Below are 16,671 nucleotides of genomic sequence, written 5' to 3'. Positions count from 1 at the left end.
CACAGTCAATCGATCAGCTCCGGCTTGAGCACCAGGTGGCCGCCGCGAGTGAGGGTGCGCAGGCGCATGGCGATAAACGCATCGACAAGGCTCGGCAGGCTGCGCGCGGTGTACATGGCCAGAGTGCCCATGAAGGTCAGACCGCGGTTGCGCAGGCCCTTGCGGGTGCACGCGCGGACCAGACCGTCGGCGGCTGCGTCGAGGTTTTCTTCCAGCGACAGCAGGGTCCGCTGGCCGCTCTTGAAGCTGACCAGACGTTTGACCGATAGCCCGACACGTTGCGCCGGCAGATGGATCTGCGTGTCGATGAAGCCGGGAAACACCGTGACCACATCCAGCTGCCCGCGATACTGCATGCGCAGCACGTCCGAGTACGCCGCCAGGGCGCGCTTGCTGGTGGCATAGGCGGCTACGTAAGGCGCATTGACCAAGGCGAACAGCGACGACACGTTGACGATCTTGCCACGCTTGCGCAGCAGGCCCGGGAGCAGCTCGGAGACCAGTTGCCATGGCCCGAACAGGTTGATGTCGAGCGCCCGGGTGACCTCTGCGGTGACCCCGCTCTCACCGCGTTCCAGGGTCAGCGTGCCGGCGTTGTTGACCAGGATGTCGATGTCGCCGAAGTCCACGCTCAGTGCGCTGACTGCCGCAGAAATGGCGGCGCGGTCACTCAGGTCGACCTGGTAGAAAGCGTCCAGGGTCTCTGCGCTTGATGGCGCAAGCACATCCAGGCCGATCACCGTGGCGCCCTGGCGCTTGAGCTTGACGGCAGCGGCCTGGCCCAGGCCGCGGGTGCTGCCAGTCAAAACGACGATCTTTCCTTGCAGGTTCATGGGTGCGCTCCGGCGATGCTGAAGGTTGAGTGGGTGAGGTAGGTATCAAGGTTGTCAGCCATTGCCAGCCGCGCTGGCGGATGGAACTGCAGGCCACGGCACGCCAGCAGCGCAGTGGAACTCTGCGTGCCAGTGATGAAGGCCATGCCGCCGAGCATCGTGTGCGCCTGGTCGGACAGCTCGACCAGCAACTGCTCGACGCCGTAGCGCACCAGCAGCAGTCGCGCCAGCACTGCGGCCAGGTCATCGGGGTGGCGCTCGACGTCCAGCGCCGCACCGTCCAGCGCACTGAGCGCCAGCTGCAGCTTGGCCGCAAGCTCGACACGGTGGTGGGCGGTCCAGCGTTGCAGGTCGCTGACCTGTTCGATCAGGCCGGCACACGCGCCTACATACGAGGCCGTGATCAGCAGCTCGAACCAGATGAAGCCGACCATCTGCACCTCGCCCAGCTGGTGCTTGTAACCGGCAGAAAACAGCATCTTTTCCGGCACCAGCACGTTGTCCAGGCGTACTTCGAAGCTCTCTGCGGCGGCCAGTGCGCTGTTGTGCCAGAACGGCCGGTGGCTGAGGCCCGGCGAGTTGGCCGGTATCAGGGCAACCATCAGCTCTTCGCCGTCGACACCCTGGCGGGTGTAGCTGGCGGTCAGCAGGTCCATCGACTGGCCGAGGCAGCACGGTTTCTTGCTGCCGGTCAGGCGCACGCCTTCGGTGCACTGCTGCGCCTGCATGCCGGAATCGAGAATGCCCGCGCCGGACTGGCCTTCGGCAAAGCCTGAGGACAACAGCAGACGGTTCTGCGCAATCGCTGCCAGCAGCAAACCTTCGGCGCCGCTGCCGTCGCGGGTCAGCGCAACCAGGCTGGCCACCGAAAACTGATGCATGGTGCTGGCGACTGCCAGTGACGGCGAGCGGGCGCCCAGGGCGATCTGCACCTGGACGGCGTCATCGATGCTGGCGCCGCGACCGCCGGCGCTGGCGGCGACCAGCAGGCCGACCGGGCCGTATTGCTTGAACAGCGCAACCACGTTGCTGGCCGGTGACTCACGCTCGAGGTAATCAAGCGCCGCCAGGCGAGCATCGAAACCCGGTGCGTGCTGCTCTAGCGCTGTGCGCGCGCGGGTCAGTAGAGAGAGGGGCATGGTTCAGCCTCCACGTAGCAGGTCGGAAACAGCCCGGTAATGATTGACTCGATGTTTTCCCGGATCGCTGTCTGTGCCACCGGGTCAAGCATGTCGGCGAGCATCGGCAGGCCGAGGTCGAAGCGCGAGTTGAAGCACACGCGCGCGCCATCGCCGTCGGCAGTGATCTTCCAGGTCCCGGAAAAATGATCGACATCCCCGGCCACCTGCTCGAAATGGATCTCCCGGCGCTGTGGATCGAAGGTGTCGCGCTCCTGCCACTTGAGGATGCCGCTGTGGAAATTGACCTCCCACGAGGTCAGCGAGACGTTTTCGCCAAGCGGTTCAACAACGATGCTTCTGACCGAATCGCACAACTCCACGTAATTGCCGAAGTCGCGGATGACGGCAAACACCTCATCTGCATTGGCGCGGGGAATATGCGCCTGGACGCTGACTTGTTTCATGGTGACTCCAGTGTTCAAAGGGCTGGCACGCTGACGGCCAGTGCCCGGGTAAAGCCGTCGAGCAGCCATTGGCAGTCCTCGGCGCTCAGTAATGGGGAAGGGGTAAGGCGAATCACCCGATGATCGTTGAGTGAATGGCAGACGATGATGCGTTGCTCGATCAACGCCATGACCATGTTGGCGGCGATTGACGCCTGCTCGAATTCAAAGCCCAGCAACAGGCCGGCACTGCGCAGTTGCACGCGCTGGGCCAGGCCCAGGCGCTGCAGCAGCTCGCTGAAGCGGGCGTGCAGGTCATGGCCCAGCGCTGCGGCGCGTTCGACCAGACCGTCCTCCTGCATCACCTGCAAGGTGGCGCGCACTGCGGCCATGGCCAGCGGGTTGGCGCCGAAGGTGCTGGTGTGCAGGGTCGGGTTGCGATTGAACGGTGCATACACCGTCGCTGTGGCGACCATTGCCGCGACCGGTACACAACCACCGGAGAGGCTTTTACCCACCAGCATGATGTCTGGGGCTACCGCTTCGTGATCGCACGCCCACCAGCGGCCAGTGCGGCCCAGACCCGATTGAATTTCGTCGAAAATCAACAGCGCCCCATGTTCGTCGCACAGCGCGCGAACGGCCGTCAGATAACCTGGCGGCGGTAGTACCACGCCCGCTTCGGCCTGCACCGGCTCAAGAATCACGCAGGCTCGCTCCGGGCTTGCGGCCAGACACTGCTGCAGGGCATCGATATCGCCGAAAGGCAGGAACTCGCTGTTGCCGAGCAACCCATCGAAGGGCTCGCGGTAATGCTCGCGGCCAGTTACCCCAAGGGCGCCGAGGGTCTTGCCATGGAAACCGCCGACGGTCGACACAACCCGGCGGCAGCCGTTGACCCGCGCCAGCTTGAGCGCCGCTTCGGTGGCTTCGGTGCCGGAGTTGCAGAAGAACACGTACTGCAGTTCGCCAGGGCAGACTGCCGCCAGCGCCTGGGCCGCGAACGCCTGCTCGGCATTGAGCAGCAACTTGCTCGCCAGCGCATTGCGCTGCAGCTGCTGGGTTACTGCAGCCACCACCACCGGGTGGCCGTGGCCAAGAAAGAACACGCCATAGCCGCCTGCATCCAGATAGCGCCGGCCCTGGTCATCATCGATGTACACACCCTCGCTGGCGTGCTCGATGGGCAGGTTCATCAATGCCGCCAGCCGTGCGTAGCCGGCATTCACATGCTGGCGAAAGCAATGTTCGGCAGTAACGGGTTCAGGCGTGGCGATGAGCGCCTGCTTGAGCGCCTGAGTCATTGCAGGGCCTCCGCCAGTTTCGCTGCGCTGGCCGGTGCCGGCTGCCTGAGCATGCGCGTCAGTGCGCCGAGCTTGGGCGCCAGATGGTTCAGCGACTGCAGCAGCTCACGGCCGACGTCGCGGCCGCCCAGCTGTTCTGCGGACAACAGCTCCGGCAACGAACTGGGCAGCGGCGAGAGCAGGCTGGCATAGCGGCAGAGCTGGTGCGCACGCTCCAGTGCCGCACGCACGTTGCTGCTCAGCGCAGGGAGAAACACCGGCCGTACCAGACGCTCGTAGACCTCGGGCGCCATGCACCGTGGCCGGGTGAAGGCCACGCCCTGGTTAGCCATGGACTGGCACATCAGGTCCAGCAGGTGCTGCATGGTCAGCGCCTGGGGGCCGCTGGTGAGGAAGTAGTCCTGGCCGATCAGGCGTCGGCCCAAGGCGTTGGCAATGGCCTGGGCGGCGACATCGCGGGCAATCAGGTCGACATGACCGTTGTCGGGGCACGGCACGATCGGCAGAAAACCCGACATCATCAGCCCCATAGTCATGTGGAAGCCCTGGAACGTCGGCATACGGCCGCTGTTGGCGTCACCGATGATGATCGACGGGCGGAAGATCGAGGCCTGGATGCCCGCGCTGCGTACCAGCGTTTCGGCTTGACGCTTGGCCACCTCGTAGGGCGTCTCGGTGAGTACTCCGGCGGCGTAGTCGCACGGGTGTGTGAAGGCTGTACTGATGTGATAAAGCGGCACTTCGGCCTGCTGCACGAACGCCACTACGTTCTCGGTGCCCTGGTAGTTGACCGAGAAGATCTCGTCGATCTCACCGTCCATACGGGTCACGGCAGCACTGTGGACAACCCAGTCCACCTCGGCCAGCAGGCGCATGTACAGTTCGTCATCCAGACCCAGGCGGGGCAGGCAGATGTCGCCTTTGAGGGTTTCTACCCGGGGATCAGCTATACGGCTTTTGCGGGTCAGGCAGAGCAGTTGATGGTCATCGGCGAGATGATCGATCAAGGACTCGCCCAACACTCCGGCGCCACCTGTCAGGAGGATGGTCAGCTTGCGTTGTTCAGACATGAAGGTCGCTTCCTGCGCAGTCGTCTAATGGCCCCTACCTCACAGGAACACGCACAGGATCAGCCCGGCGCAGGCGCAGTCATCCGTGCGCGGCAACCGGGTTCGGGACGCTGGCGCACAGTGACGGGTGTTCTTGGTTCAAGCGGGTAGGACGGGCTGCATTTTTTGCTACAAGACGTTACTGGGTCTTGAACGAAACGCTTGTCTTTCGCAGTACCGTGGCAGCCTCGCCAGGGGTCATGCCGATCATCCGCCGCATCATCCGGGCCAGATGGGCCTGGTCGGCGAAGCCACCGTCAATCGCCGCCTGACTAAGGCTCGCGCCGTCGGCGAGGGCGCGCGAGGCGCGTTCAAGCTTGTGCCAGATCAACCACTTTGACAGCGATACACCCATTTGCTGGGTGGCCACGCAACGCAGGCGCGGCCCGGACAAACCGACGGCTTCTGCTGCGCGGGTCACGCTGCCGGGCCCGCCACTGTCCAGGCGCAGCAGATTGAGGGCTTTGCGCAAGCGTAGGTCGATTGGCATGTCGACGGCGAGCAGGCGTTCGACGGCTTCGATGGCGGCAGGGAGAGAGGAGGCGTTGATGAAGCACTCGATCAGTGCCGGGCTGGGCAGGGCGACACCGTCTTCCTGGAGCAGGCTTTTCAGCGCTCGCCCCAAGGCGATATCCGGGCTGACATAGATGAAGGCCACCGGGTGCCGGGCGGGGACGGCACGGTGTTCGACGTTCGGCCCGATGATCACTGCGCGAGCCCGCACCACCCGGTCTGCCAGTTCCAGGGTGATGTCCTCACCCAGGCCGATGCACAGTTGAATGGCGACATGCGAGTGGGCGCTATTCTGGTCGGTACGACCGATATAACCCGCCCAGGAGTCACCGAAGGTCACACTGCCGTCCCACATCACACGTTTTTCCTGACCTGAAGGTTCACAAGCCCTAGCGGTCAGCGCACCGCTACTTTTGGCTTGTAGGCACAGAAGCCCGGGCGCGGCCCCACTTTTGGGTGATTGCGGCAGGTGTCCGGGCGCTTGTCATAAATGGTGCACAGGCGGCTCTTACGATCCAGATAGAGACAATCATCGTTGCTCATTCGGGTCAAGGTGAAGATCCCCGACTTCTGATTGAAACGCTCGATGATGCCGTCCTTCTGCAGACGTTTGGCAACGTTCTTGGCCGGCTCGTCCTTGTCGAAGTCATCGACCACGCCAATACGGATCAGGTCTTTGATCTTCACTTCCACCGGCAGCGTGCAGCAGGTCGAATGGCAGCCCCCGCACATATGGCTGGAGTAGCGCTGCCAGGTATCGAGGCGGTCGACTTCAGCCGCGGCAATCAGGGTCGGTTTCATAGTTATAAGGAGCGAATCACGGTGTAGGGGCGCGCGATGATACCGGAGTTGTTCAAATTGTGAACAACCTTTCGCCCGATTATGCTTGTCGGCATGAAAACTGCGAACAACAACTGCCAGCCCCTGTCGAAGGGTCTAGTCTGAACACTCTCCTGCCTTTGCCCACTTGCCCGAGGATGTCACATGTCTCAGCAACCCAAAGCACGTGACGTCGAGGTCACCGAGTTCCGTGCCGCTGTATTGGCCAAGCTGACCTATGCGGTCGGCAAGGACCCGGAGCACGCCTTTGATCACGACTGGTTCGAGGCCATTGCCCTGGCTGCGCGCGACCATATGGTCGATCACTGGATGGACCACACTCGCCAGGCCTACCGACGTAGCCAGAAACGCGTCTACTACCTCTCCCTCGAGTTTCTGATCGGCCGGCTGCTGTACGACAGCCTGAGCAACCTCGGCTACCTGGAAATCGCCCGCGAAGCGCTGGATGGGCTCGGTGTCGACCTTGACCGCATTCGCCTGCTGGAGCCGGATGCCGCGCTCGGCAATGGTGGCCTTGGCCGGTTGGCGGCGTGCTTCATGGAGAGCATGTCGACCTTGGGCATTGCCGCCCATGGCTACGGTATCCGCTACGAGCATGGCTTGTTCCGCCAGGCCGTGGTCGATGGCTGGCAGCAGGAGCAAACCGAGAACTGGCTCGACTTTGGCAACCCGTGGGAGTTCGAGCGGGCCGAGGTGATCTATCCGATCAGCTTTGGTGGCGGTGTCGAAACTGTCACCGCCGCAGATGGCCAGCAACGGCAGATCTGGACGCCGGGCGAAACGGTACGGGCGGTTGCCTACGATACGCCGGTGGTCGGCTGGCGCGGTTCCAGCGTCAACACCCTGCGCCTGTGGCGTGCACGCGCGCTGGAAGAGCTGCACCTGGAGCGCTTCAACGCCGGTGACCACCTGGGTGCGGTCGCCGAGGTGGCCCGCGCCGAGAGCATCTCGCGCGTGCTCTACCCTGCCGACAGCACCGAGGCGGGCCAGGAGCTGCGCCTGCGCCAGGAGTACTTCTTCGTTTCCGCCTCGCTGCAAGACCTGCTGCGCCGGCACCTGAACATGCACAAGAGCCTGCTCAACCTGCCTGATGCGGCGGCGATCCAGCTCAATGACACCCACCCCTCGATTGCCGTGGCCGAGCTGATGCGCTTGCTGGTCGACCAGCATGAAATCCCGTGGGACAAAGCCTGGGAAGTGACCGTAGGCACCCTGGCCTACACCAACCACACGCTGTTGCCAGAGGCACTGGAAACCTGGCCGGTGGCGCTGATGGAGCGCATGCTGCCGCGGCACATGCAGATCATTTACCTGATCAATGCCTACCATATCGATGCCCTGCGGGCCAAAGGCCAACACGATTTCGACGTGTTGCGCGCGGTGTCGTTGATCGAGGAAGACAACGGCCGCCGCGTGCGCATGGGCAACCTGGCGTTTCTCGGCTCGCACAGTGTCAACGGCGTGTCTGCGCTGCACAGCAAGCTGATGAAGAGCACAGTGTTCTCCGAGTTGCACAAGCTCTACCCGGATCGGATCAACAACAAGACCAACGGCGTCACCTTCCGCCGCTGGCTGCACCAGGCCAACCCGCAGCTGACTGCGATGCTGATCGAGGCGCTCGGGCGTGAAGTGCTGGATGACGCCGAGGTTCGCCTCAAGGACCTTGAGCCGTTCGCCGAGCAACCGGCGTTTCGCAAGCAGTTCGCCGCGCAGCGGCTGCACAGCAAGCGTGCCTTGGCGAGCATCATCCAGGACCGCGTCGGCGTCACGGTCAACCCCGAGGCGATGTTCGACGTGCAGGTCAAGCGCATCCACGAGTACAAGCGCCAGCTGCTCAACCTGCTGCACACGGTGGCGCTGTATCAGGCAATTCGCGCCGAACCAAGCACCGACTGGGTGCCGCGGGTGAAGATCTTCGCCGGCAAGGCGGCCGCCAGCTATCACCAGGCCAAGCTGATCATCAAGCTGTCCAACGACATCGCCCGGGTGGTCAACAACGACCCGACCGTGCGCGGCCTGCTCAAGGTGGTGTTCCTGCCCAACTACAACGTCAGCCTGGCCGAGAGCATCATCCCGGCGGCCGACCTGTCCGAGCAGATTTCCACTGCCGGCTACGAAGCGTCCGGCACCAGCAACATGAAGTTCGGCCTCAATGGCGCGCTGACCATCGGCACCCTGGATGGCGCCAACGTCGAGATGTGCGAGCAGGTCGGTGCAGAGAACATGTTCATCTTTGGGCTGACGGCGCAGCAGGTCGAGGCGCGCAAACGCGCGGGTGATTTTGGCGCCAGTGCGGCGGTGGCCGAGTCGCATCGTCTCAATGATGTGCTGCATGCCATTCGTAGCGGGGTGTTCTCGCCGGATGATCCTTCGCGTTATACCCAGCTGATCGATTCGTTGATCGACTATGACCGCTTCCTGCTCTGCGCCGATTTCGACGCTTACTGGGACGCTCAGCGCAAGGTCGATGAGCTGTGGCATCAGCCGGAACAGTGGTGGCGGATGGCGGTGCTCAATACCTCGCGGATGGGATGGTTCTCGTCGGACCGGACCATACGCGAGTACGCGACCGAGATCTGGAAAGCGTTGGATTGAGCTGACCATGGCAGGGCACCAGGCCGACCATCGGCGGGTGCCGTGCTGAACTACACTTCGGTTCGGCCGTCTGATCGGCCGGGCGGGTGTGTTGCTAGCTAGGCTTTATCCGTCACTGTAGACTTGCCGGTGCTCTGGGTTGGGGCCGCTTTGCGGCCCTTTCGCGACACAAGGCCGCTCCTACAGGGACCGCGCTGTCCTGTAGGAGCGGCCTTGTGTCGCGAAAGGGTCGCGCAGCGGCCCCCGTTACGCCAAACCAAGGGCATTACTGTAAACTGCCGGGGTTTTTCACCCTCTTTCCTTTTCGGAGCCATACATGTCCCGCGTTACCCTGAGTCGCTATCTGATTGAGCAGACCCGCAGCAACAATACTCCTGCCGATCTGCGCTTCCTGATCGAGGTGGTGGCGCGCGCGTGCAAGGAAATCAGCCACCACGTGTCCAAAGGCGCCCTCGGCGGCGTGCTGGGCAGCATGGGCACCGAAAACGTGCAGGGCGAAGTGCAGAAAAAGCTCGACGTGATCTCCAACGACATTCTGCTCGAAGCCAACGAGTGGGGCGGTCACCTGGCCGGCATGGCGTCCGAAGAAATGGACAATGCCTACCAGATCCCGGGTAAATATCCGAAGGGTGCCTACCTGCTGGTGTTCGACCCACTGGACGGCTCGTCGAACATCGACGTCAACGTCTCGGTCGGCACCATCTTCTCGGTGCTGCGCTGCCCGCAGGAATACCTGAGCCAGAACGAAACCCTCAACGAAAACGCCTTCCTCCAGCCTGGCACCGAGCAGGTTGCCGCCGGTTACGCGATCTACGGCCCGCAGACCATGCTGATCCTGACCTTGGGCAACGGCGTCAAAGGCTTCACCCTGGACCGCGAGCTGGGCAGCTTTGTCCTCACTCACGAGAACATCCAGGTGCCGGAGACCACCGCCGAGTTCGCTATCAACATGTCCAACCAGCGTCACTGGGAAGCGCCGATCCAGCGCTACGTCGGCGAGCTGCTGGCCGGTGAGACCGGGCCGTTGAAAAAGAACTACAACATGCGCTGGATCGCCTCGATGGTGGCCGACGTGCACCGCATCCTCACCCGTGGCGGCCTGTTCATGTACCCACGCGATTCGCGTGAGCCGAGCAAGCCAGGCAAGCTGCGCCTGATGTACGAAGCCAACCCGATGTCGTTCATCATCGAGCAGGCCGGCGGCGCTGCCACCAACGGTGAGCAACGCATCCTCGACATCCAGCCGGACAGCCTGCACCAGCGCGTTTCGGTCATCCTTGGCTCGAAGCAAGAGGTCGAGCGCGTTACGGCCTATCACAAGGAATAAATCATGCTCGCACCTTGGCAGCCGTTGCTGGAGTGGTGGTTCGGTCCGGGCAAGAGCCCGCAGGCCGTGGCTGACGAGAAGAGCACGCTGTGGTTCGGCAAGCACCATGACGACGAGGCGCGCGAGCGCTTCGGCGCGCTGTGCGAGCAGGCCCTGGCGGGTGGTCTCGAAGACTGGCAGCAAAGCCCGCAGGGCTGGCTTGGCCTGATCCTGCTGCTCGATCAACTGCCGCGCATGATCTACCGCGACACGCCGCGCGCCTTTGAAGGTGACCGCCGCGCGCAGGTGGTAGCCATGCAGGGTTTGCAGCATGACTGGGATTACCAGTTGCTGCCGATCCAGCGGGTGTTCGTGCTGTTGGTGCTGGAACACGCTGAGGTGCTCGACTGGCAGCACCTCAGCGTCGAGCGCTACCGGCAGTTGCTGGACGAGCAACCGGAGGCCAACCGCCGTCTGTTCGAAGGCTTCCTCGATTACGCCGAGCAGCATCAGCGCGTGATCGAGCGCTTTGGCCGGTTCCCGCAGCGCAATCTGCTGCTGGACCGTCCGAGCACCGATGAAGAAATGGATTTCCTGCTCGAGCCGGGTTCACGGTTCTGATGCAGCGCTGAGCGGCTGCCCCATCTGCGTAGGCGAATGGGGCAGCGGCTGGCTCAGATCCTGAAACTGCCAACCAACTGCTGCAACCGTTCGACCTGATGTTCCAGGTCGTTGCAGGCACGCAAGGTGCTCTGCAGGTTGTGCACGCCTTCCTGATTCAGCGTATTGATTTCGCTGATGTCGACATTGATCGACTCGACCACAGCCGTCTGCTCTTCGGTGGCGGTGGCAACCGACTGGTTCATGCCGTCGATCTCGCCGATGCGCTGGGTCACGCTGCCCAGCCGTTCGCCGGCCTGATTGGCAATCCCCACGCTGTGCTCGCTCTGCTGCTGGCTCTGGTTCATGGTGCTGACCGCCATCTGCGCGCCGGCCTGCAGCTCTTCGATCAAATGCTGTACCTGCTGCGCTGATTCCTGAGTGCGGTGGGCCAGGCTGCGCACCTCATCGGCAACCACGGCAAAACCACGCCCGGCCTCGCCGGCGCGGGCAGCTTCGATGGCGGCGTTCAGCGCGAGCAGGTTGGTTTGCTGCGAAATGCCGGTGATCACATCGAGGATCTGCCCGATGTTGCTGGTGTGCGCGTTGAGCGTCTGGATGTTCTCGCAGGAGTCGCTGATGCGCGCCGACAGCTGATGCATGGTGCTGATGGTTTGCCCGACCACCTGCTGGCCTTCTTCAGCCAAGCCGCGCGCTGCGGTCGAGTGCTGCGAGGCGAGCGCAGCGTTCTGAGCGATTTCATGGGCAGCGGCACCGAGCTGATTGATCGCTGCGGCGACACTGCTGGTGCGGCTCGACTGCTGGTCGGCGTTGTTGATCGAGGCGTTGGAGGCAGTCACCACCTGGCCGGCCACGGCATTGACCTGGCCGGTTGCCGAGGCCACTTCGCGGATCGACTCGTGGATACGCTCGACAAAGCGGTTGAACGACTGGCCAAGGCTGCCGAATTCGTCCTGGGCATGGATGGTCAGGCGCCGGGTCAGGTCGCCTTCGCCCTCGGCAATGTCACGCATGGCGCGGCCCATCGCATGCAGCGGCTGCATCAGCACGCGAATCAACAGGCCGAGCAGGGCAATGATGGCGATGATCGCAATCACCGTCGCCACCGCAGCCGACGTGCGCAGCTCGCTCAGCATGGCGAAGGCGGCGTCCTGGTCGAGCACCAGTGCGACATACCAGTCAACCGACGAGATGCCGTCGACGTGGGTGAAGTTGATGAACTGCTTGCGCCCGTCGAACACGACTTCCTTCAGCCCGCTGCTGATCTGCGGGGTGTCGCCAGGGAACAGATCGGCAAGGGTTTTCAGGGCCAGCTCAGGCTTGGGGTGGATCATGATCTTGCCTTCGCCGTTGACGATGAAGGCATGGCCATTGCCATCGAAGTCCAGCGCGTTGATCAGCTTGCTGATGGTCTGCAGGTCGGTGTCGACGCCACTCACGCCGAGCAGGCGGCCGCCTTGTTGCACCGGCGTGGCCAGGGTGATCACCAGCTTGCCGGCCGAGGCGGAGATGTACGGCTCGGTGACGATGGTCTGGTTGGCCGCAGTCGCCGCCTTGTACCAGCCACGCTGGCGCGGGTCGTAGTCGGCGGCGCGGTTGCCGGCGGGTACCGATTGCATGCTGCCGTCCTGGCCGCCGAAGTAGCTCAGCTGGAAGTTGTTGGCATATACCGGTAGCGCCAGGGCACGGTCCAGGCTCGGCTTGCCGGGGCCATCGACGGCTACTTGCTGGGCCAGGCTGTCGAGCACCTGCACGCGGCTGTCGAGCCAGTTGCGGATGTTGCCGGCAGTCAGGCTGCCCAGGTCCTGCAGCGATGTCTGCGTGTCGCTGCGCAGCGACTGGCGTTGCCGGTAGTCGTTGAACAGCACGAAGCAGGTGAAGGCGACCGCAACTACGAGGGCCGCGGCCAGCAGGATCTTGTGGCTGAACTTGAGATTTTTGGTCATGGCTGAGTCTGCGCGAATGCACGTCGAAGGGCAGGGGATAGGGCAGGCTGCTGCTCCACTGCTCGTTGTGTCGACTTGTGCGGGTAAAACATGAGTCGTTGGCCGGTCAGACGACCAACGGCCGGCATTTAAGCGCTGCGGCCAGGGAACCACGGAGGCTTTTTGCTCTCCAAGGTCTCCACAGGCGCCTCGCCTGATGTCCGTGTCCAGGAGTGTCCCTTCATGTCGTTGCGTTCCCTCGCCCTGTTGTCGTTGTGCGTCGTGCTGACTGCGTGCAGCAAGATCAACCAGGAAAATTACTCCAAACTCAGCGCCGGCATGAACCGCGCGGCAGTCGAACAACTGCTCGGTACTCCGACCGAGTGCTCTGGCGCGCTGGGCATGAGCAGTTGCACCTGGGGCGACCAGAACAGTTTCATCAGTGTGCAGTATGCAGCGGACAAAGTATTGATGTACTCCGGGCAGGGCCTTAAATGAGGCATGTGAGTCTGCTGCTCGGGCTGTGCCTGAGCCTGTTATTGGGCGGCTGCGCCACGGGTAGCCATGACCCGTTGGCGCCGAAGACGGCAGGCGCCGTCGACCTCAAGCGCTATCAGGGCAAGTGGTTCGAGCTGGCCCGCCTGCCGATGTACTTCCAGCGTGACTGCGCGCAGTCCGAGGCGCATTACAACGCCCGGCCCGATGGCAGCATCGGCGTGCTCAACCGTTGCCGCATGCTCGACGGCCAGTGGATCCGCGCCGAAGGCAGCGCCACGCCGCAGGAGGCTGGGCACACCGACAAGCTCTGGGTCGAGTTCGACAACTGGTTCACCCGCCTGGCGCCTGGTGTGGCCAAGGGCGAGTACTGGGTGTTGTACGTCGACTCGCGTTATCAGACCGCGTTGGTCGGCAGCCCGGACCGCAAGTACCTGTGGATCCTGTCGCGTACGCCGAGCCTGCCGGCCTGGGAGCGCGAGAGCCTGCTGGCCAAGGCACGTCAGCAAGGCTACGACACCAATCGCCTGATCTGGCGCGTAGCCGACCGCGACATCGCCGCGGCACACTGAGCCCTCAGCCAAGCAGCTGGCCTAGCACATTGGCAAATGCTCGGTTGCTCTCGGCTTCCTGAGCATGGCGGCCCTGGCGCACCACCCACGCGCCGTTGACCATCACGTCGCGGACCTGGCGATCGCCGCCGGCAAACAGCCAGCGGTTGAGGATGGCGTCGCCTTCGGCAGTAGCGATGTACGGGTCCTCACCGTCGAGCACCAGCCAGTCCGCGCGCTTGCCCACCGTCAACTCGCCGATCGGCTGCCCCAGGGCTTGCGCGCCACCGCTGAGCGCTGCGTCATAAAGGGTGCGGCCAACCATTGGCTGGTCGCTGCGATAGAGCCGATTGCGGCGCTGATCACGCAGGCGCTGGCCGTATTCGAGCCAGCGCAGTTCCTCGACCACGCTCAGCGACACGTGGCTGTCCGAGCCAATGCCCATGCGCCCGCCCCGAGCCAGGTAGTCCACCGCCGGGAAGATGCCGTCGCCCAGGTTGGCCTCGGTGGTCAGGCACAAACCAGCTACCGCGCCGCTTTCGGCCATCGCCGCGACCTCGTCCGGCGCCGCGTGGGTGGCATGGACCAGACACCAGCGGCGGTCGACCTCGACGTTTTCGTAAAGCCACTGCAGCGGACGCCGCCCGCTCCAGGTCAGGCAGTCGTCGACTTCCTTCTGCTGCTCGGCGATGTGAATGTGTACCGGGCAGTCCTGCTCGCCGCTGGCGAGCACCGTGGCAATCTGCTCGGGGGTGACCGCGCGCAGCGAGTGGAAGCACAAGCCCATATGCTGCGCAGGTTGCGCCGCCAGTACTGGCTTGAGCTGTTCGTGCAGGCGCAGGTACTGCTCGCTGCTGTTGATGAAGCGGCGTTGGCCCTCACTGGCGGGCTGGCCGCCGAAACCTGCGTGGCTGTACAGCACCGGCAACAAGGTCAGGCCAATCCCGGCGGCGCTGGCAGCGGCACTGATGCGCCGTGACAGCTCGGCCGGATCGGCATAGCGCTGGCCGTCGCGGTCGTGGTGCACGTAATGGAATTCGGCGACCGAGGTATAGCCGGCCTTGAGCATCTCGATGTACAGCTGGCGGGCGATGACCTGCAGTTGTTCCGGGCTGATCTGGCCAACCATGCGGTACATCAGCTCGCGCCAGGTCCAGAAGCTGTCGTTGGGGTTGCCGGCCACTTCTGCCAGCCCCGCCATGGCGCGCTGGAAGGCGTGCGAATGAAGGTTGGGCATGCCCGGCAGCAGCGGCCCGGCCAGGCGCTCGGCGCCGTCTGCCGAGGCATCGACCTGCAGGCTGGCAAGCCGGCCCTGGGCGTCGACCTCGAGACGGACGTTGCGCGCCCAACCGCTGGGGAGCAGGGCGCGCTCGGCAAAGTACACGGACATGTAGGCATCTTCCTGTTCTTGTTAGCTTGTATATACATATACAGGCGTTTGCCTGCCCGGTAAACTGCGGCAAGCTACTGCTCACTCAAACCGCACAAGGATCAAAGCCGTGCCGACACCTCCTGTCTCCGCGCTGGTTGCCCAGATGGGCGAAGGGCCGGCGCCGCTGTATGCCCGGGTCAAACAGATGATCGTCCAGCAGATCGAAAACGGCAGCTGGCCGCCGCATCACCGGGTGCCGTCCGAGAGCGAGCTGGTCAACCAGCTGGGATTCAGCCGCATGACCATCAACCGCGCCCTGCGCGAGCTGACGGCTGACGGATTGCTGGTGCGCATGCAAGGGGTCGGCACGTTCGTCGCCGAGCCCAAGAGCCGTTCCGCGCTGTTCGAGGTCAACAACATTGCCGACGAGATCGCCGGCCGTGGCCATCAGCATAGTTGCCAGGTGATCGTGCTCGGCGAAGAGGCTGCAGGCTCCGAGCGCGCCCTGGCGCTGGATATGCGCGAAGGCCAGCGGGTGTTCCACTCGTTGATCGTGCATTACGAAAACGGCGTGCCGGTGCAGATCGAGGACCGCTACGTCAACGCCGCGATTGCCCCGGACTACCTCAAACAAGACTTCACCCGGCAGACCCCCTATGCCTACCTGTCGCAGGTAGCGCCACTGACCGAGGGCGAGCACGTGGTCGAGGCGATTCTGGCCGAGCCGGACGAGTGCCGCCTGCTGCAGATCGATGCCGGCGAGCCATGCCTGCTGATCCGCCGCCGCACCTGGTCGGGTCGCCAGCCGGTCACCGCCGCGCGGCTGATTCACCCCGGTTCCCGCCATCGCCTGGAAGGACGCTTCAGCAAATGAGCCAGATGCAGTTGTTGCGCGCGGCGGATTACCCGCGCATGCCATGGAAGAACGGCGGCGGTTTTACCGAAGAGATCGCCCGCGATGCCGGCGACGGTCTGGACGGCTTTGGCTGGCGCCTGTCGATAGCCGATATCGAAGAGTCCGGCGGCTTTTCCAGCTTTGCCGGGTACCAGCGGATCATCAGCGTGCTGCAGGGGGATGGCATGCGTCTGCTGGTCGATGGCCAGCTCAGCCGGCCGTTGCTGGCGTTCGATGCGTTTGCCTTCGGCGGCGAGAGCCAGGTCCAGTGCAAGTTGCTGGGCGGGATGATCCGCGACTTCAACCTGATCTACGCGCCGCAGCGCTATCGGGCGCGGTTGCAGTGGTTCGATGGCACCAGCCGCCTGTACAGCTCAGCGTCGACGCTGTTGCTGTTTGCCGCTGGTAGCCAGGTTGAAGTGCAGATGGCCGGGCGCGAGCTGCAGCGGCTGGGGTTGTATGACTGTTTGCGCCTGGAGGGCAATGAGGGGTTGCTGGGGTTGGATGTGCAGGGGCGGTTTTGCCTGATTGAATTGATTGCGGTTTGAGATTGCCGGGGCCGCTTCGCGACCCTTCGCGACACGAGGCCGCTCCTACACAGTCCGCGTAACCCCTGACACGGCGCGGTCCCTGTAGGAGCGGCCTTGTGTCGCGAAAGGGTCGCGAAGCGCCCCCAGCCATCTAACGTTGAGCTCCAAACAATTTGGTTGTCCATGCTTGTACATACAAGTAAAGGTGTGTTTGTATA

16 protein-coding genes and 1 pseudogene are annotated in these 16,671 nt (G+C 63.6%); 7 read left to right on the top strand and 10 right to left on the bottom strand.

Going from position 1 to position 16,671, the window contains the following annotated elements:
* Nucleotides 1-5: 5 nt before the first annotated feature.
* The 7 genes from ACQZ2L_RS00975 to ACQZ2L_RS00945 all read right to left on the bottom strand — a co-directional run bounded on the left by ACQZ2L_RS00975 (nt 6) and on the right by ACQZ2L_RS00945 (nt 6,124).
* Nucleotides 6-833 carry an SDR family NAD(P)-dependent oxidoreductase gene (locus ACQZ2L_RS00975; protein WP_430324362.1) on the bottom strand — a complete coding sequence of 276 codons (828 nt, stop codon included), beginning with the start codon at nt 831-833 and terminating at the stop codon, nt 6-8.
* The gene (locus ACQZ2L_RS00970; protein ID WP_430324361.1) at nt 830-1,972 is read right to left on the bottom strand and encodes an acyl-CoA dehydrogenase; all 1,143 of its coding nucleotides are present in this window, start codon (nt 1,970-1,972) and stop codon (nt 830-832) included. The genes ACQZ2L_RS00975 and ACQZ2L_RS00970 overlap by 4 nt, the downstream gene beginning before the upstream one ends.
* The gene (locus tag ACQZ2L_RS00965) at nt 1,954-2,418 is read right to left on the bottom strand and encodes a type II toxin-antitoxin system RatA family toxin (RefSeq protein WP_430324360.1); all 465 of its coding nucleotides are present in this window, start codon (nt 2,416-2,418) and stop codon (nt 1,954-1,956) included. The genes ACQZ2L_RS00970 and ACQZ2L_RS00965 overlap by 19 nt, the downstream gene beginning before the upstream one ends.
* Nucleotides 2,419-2,432: 14 nt before the next feature.
* Nucleotides 2,433-3,701, bottom strand: coding sequence for an aspartate aminotransferase family protein (locus tag ACQZ2L_RS00960; protein ID WP_430324359.1), 1,269 nt, complete (start codon nt 3,699-3,701; stop codon nt 2,433-2,435).
* Nucleotides 3,698-4,771, bottom strand: coding sequence for an SDR family oxidoreductase (locus ACQZ2L_RS00955; protein ID WP_430324358.1), 1,074 nt, complete (start codon nt 4,769-4,771; stop codon nt 3,698-3,700). Before ACQZ2L_RS00955 ends, ACQZ2L_RS00960 begins: the two co-directional genes overlap by 4 nt.
* A 178-nt stretch (nt 4,772-4,949) precedes the next feature.
* Nucleotides 4,950-5,678 (bottom strand): helix-turn-helix domain-containing protein, encoded by a 729-nt coding sequence (locus ACQZ2L_RS00950; protein WP_430324357.1) that lies wholly within the window; start codon nt 5,676-5,678, stop codon nt 4,950-4,952.
* Nucleotides 5,679-5,719: 41 nt separating this feature from the next.
* Complete coding sequence (locus ACQZ2L_RS00945; protein WP_430324356.1) at nt 5,720-6,124, bottom strand: YkgJ family cysteine cluster protein; 405 nt, start codon at nt 6,122-6,124, stop codon at nt 5,720-5,722.
* Between the two features lie 183 nt (nt 6,125-6,307).
* Here ACQZ2L_RS00945 and ACQZ2L_RS00940 point away from each other — a divergent pair, with 183 nt between their 5' ends.
* From ACQZ2L_RS00940 to ACQZ2L_RS00930, 3 genes are all read left to right on the top strand, one after another.
* Nucleotides 6,308-8,758, top strand: coding sequence for a glycogen/starch/alpha-glucan phosphorylase (locus tag ACQZ2L_RS00940; RefSeq protein ID WP_430324355.1), 2,451 nt, complete (start codon nt 6,308-6,310; stop codon nt 8,756-8,758).
* Between the two features lie 316 nt (nt 8,759-9,074).
* Nucleotides 9,075-10,085, top strand: coding sequence for a class 1 fructose-bisphosphatase (locus ACQZ2L_RS00935; protein WP_101315630.1), 1,011 nt, complete (start codon nt 9,075-9,077; stop codon nt 10,083-10,085).
* 3 nt (nt 10,086-10,088) lie between these two features.
* Nucleotides 10,089-10,685, top strand: coding sequence for a DUF924 family protein (locus ACQZ2L_RS00930; RefSeq protein ID WP_101315633.1), 597 nt, complete (start codon nt 10,089-10,091; stop codon nt 10,683-10,685).
* Between the two features lie 53 nt (nt 10,686-10,738).
* On the opposite strand, the gene ACQZ2L_RS00925 is transcribed toward ACQZ2L_RS00930, so the two are convergent.
* Both ACQZ2L_RS00925 and ACQZ2L_RS00920 read right to left on the bottom strand, forming a co-directional pair.
* A complete protein-coding gene (locus ACQZ2L_RS00925) occupies nt 10,739-11,524 on the bottom strand; it encodes a methyl-accepting chemotaxis protein (protein WP_430324739.1) in 786 nt (261 codons plus the stop codon).
* Nucleotides 11,525-11,593: 69 nt separating this feature from the next.
* A pseudogene (locus ACQZ2L_RS00920) lies at nt 11,594-12,631 on the bottom strand (HAMP domain-containing protein); the annotation flags it as partial.
* A gap of 222 nt (nt 12,632-12,853) precedes the next feature.
* On the opposite strand from ACQZ2L_RS00920, the gene bamE reads away from it, so the two are divergent.
* Together bamE and ACQZ2L_RS00910 are read left to right on the top strand one after the other, a co-directional pair.
* The gene (gene bamE / locus ACQZ2L_RS00915; protein WP_101315637.1) at nt 12,854-13,108 is read left to right on the top strand and encodes an outer membrane protein assembly factor BamE domain-containing protein; all 255 of its coding nucleotides are present in this window, start codon (nt 12,854-12,856) and stop codon (nt 13,106-13,108) included.
* A complete protein-coding gene (locus ACQZ2L_RS00910) occupies nt 13,105-13,677 on the top strand; it encodes a lipocalin family protein (protein WP_150572667.1) in 573 nt (190 codons plus the stop codon). The genes bamE and ACQZ2L_RS00910 overlap by 4 nt, the downstream gene beginning before the upstream one ends.
* 4 nt (nt 13,678-13,681) lie before the next feature.
* Here the strand turns inward: ACQZ2L_RS00910 and ACQZ2L_RS00905 are convergent, their stop codons facing one another.
* Entirely contained in the window at nt 13,682-15,046 is a 1,365-nt protein-coding gene (locus ACQZ2L_RS00905) for a formimidoylglutamate deiminase (RefSeq protein WP_430324354.1), read from the bottom strand.
* 145 nt (nt 15,047-15,191) lie between these two features.
* On the opposite strand from ACQZ2L_RS00905, the gene hutC reads away from it, so the two are divergent.
* On the top strand, nt 15,192-15,902 hold the full coding sequence (gene hutC / locus ACQZ2L_RS00900; protein WP_178080811.1) for a histidine utilization repressor: 711 nt from the start codon (nt 15,192-15,194) through the stop codon (nt 15,900-15,902).
* The gene (locus tag ACQZ2L_RS00895) at nt 15,899-16,471 is read left to right on the top strand and encodes a HutD/Ves family protein (protein WP_430324353.1); all 573 of its coding nucleotides are present in this window, start codon (nt 15,899-15,901) and stop codon (nt 16,469-16,471) included. The genes hutC and ACQZ2L_RS00895 overlap by 4 nt, the downstream gene beginning before the upstream one ends.
* Nucleotides 16,472-16,671: the final 200 nt, after the last annotated feature.

Source organism: Pseudomonas shirazensis, from assembly GCF_050496565.1.
GTDB classification, from domain to species: Bacteria; Pseudomonadota; Gammaproteobacteria; order Pseudomonadales; family Pseudomonadaceae; genus Aquipseudomonas; species Aquipseudomonas shirazensis_A.
This window is presented reverse-complemented; position numbering and strand designations above follow the sequence as displayed.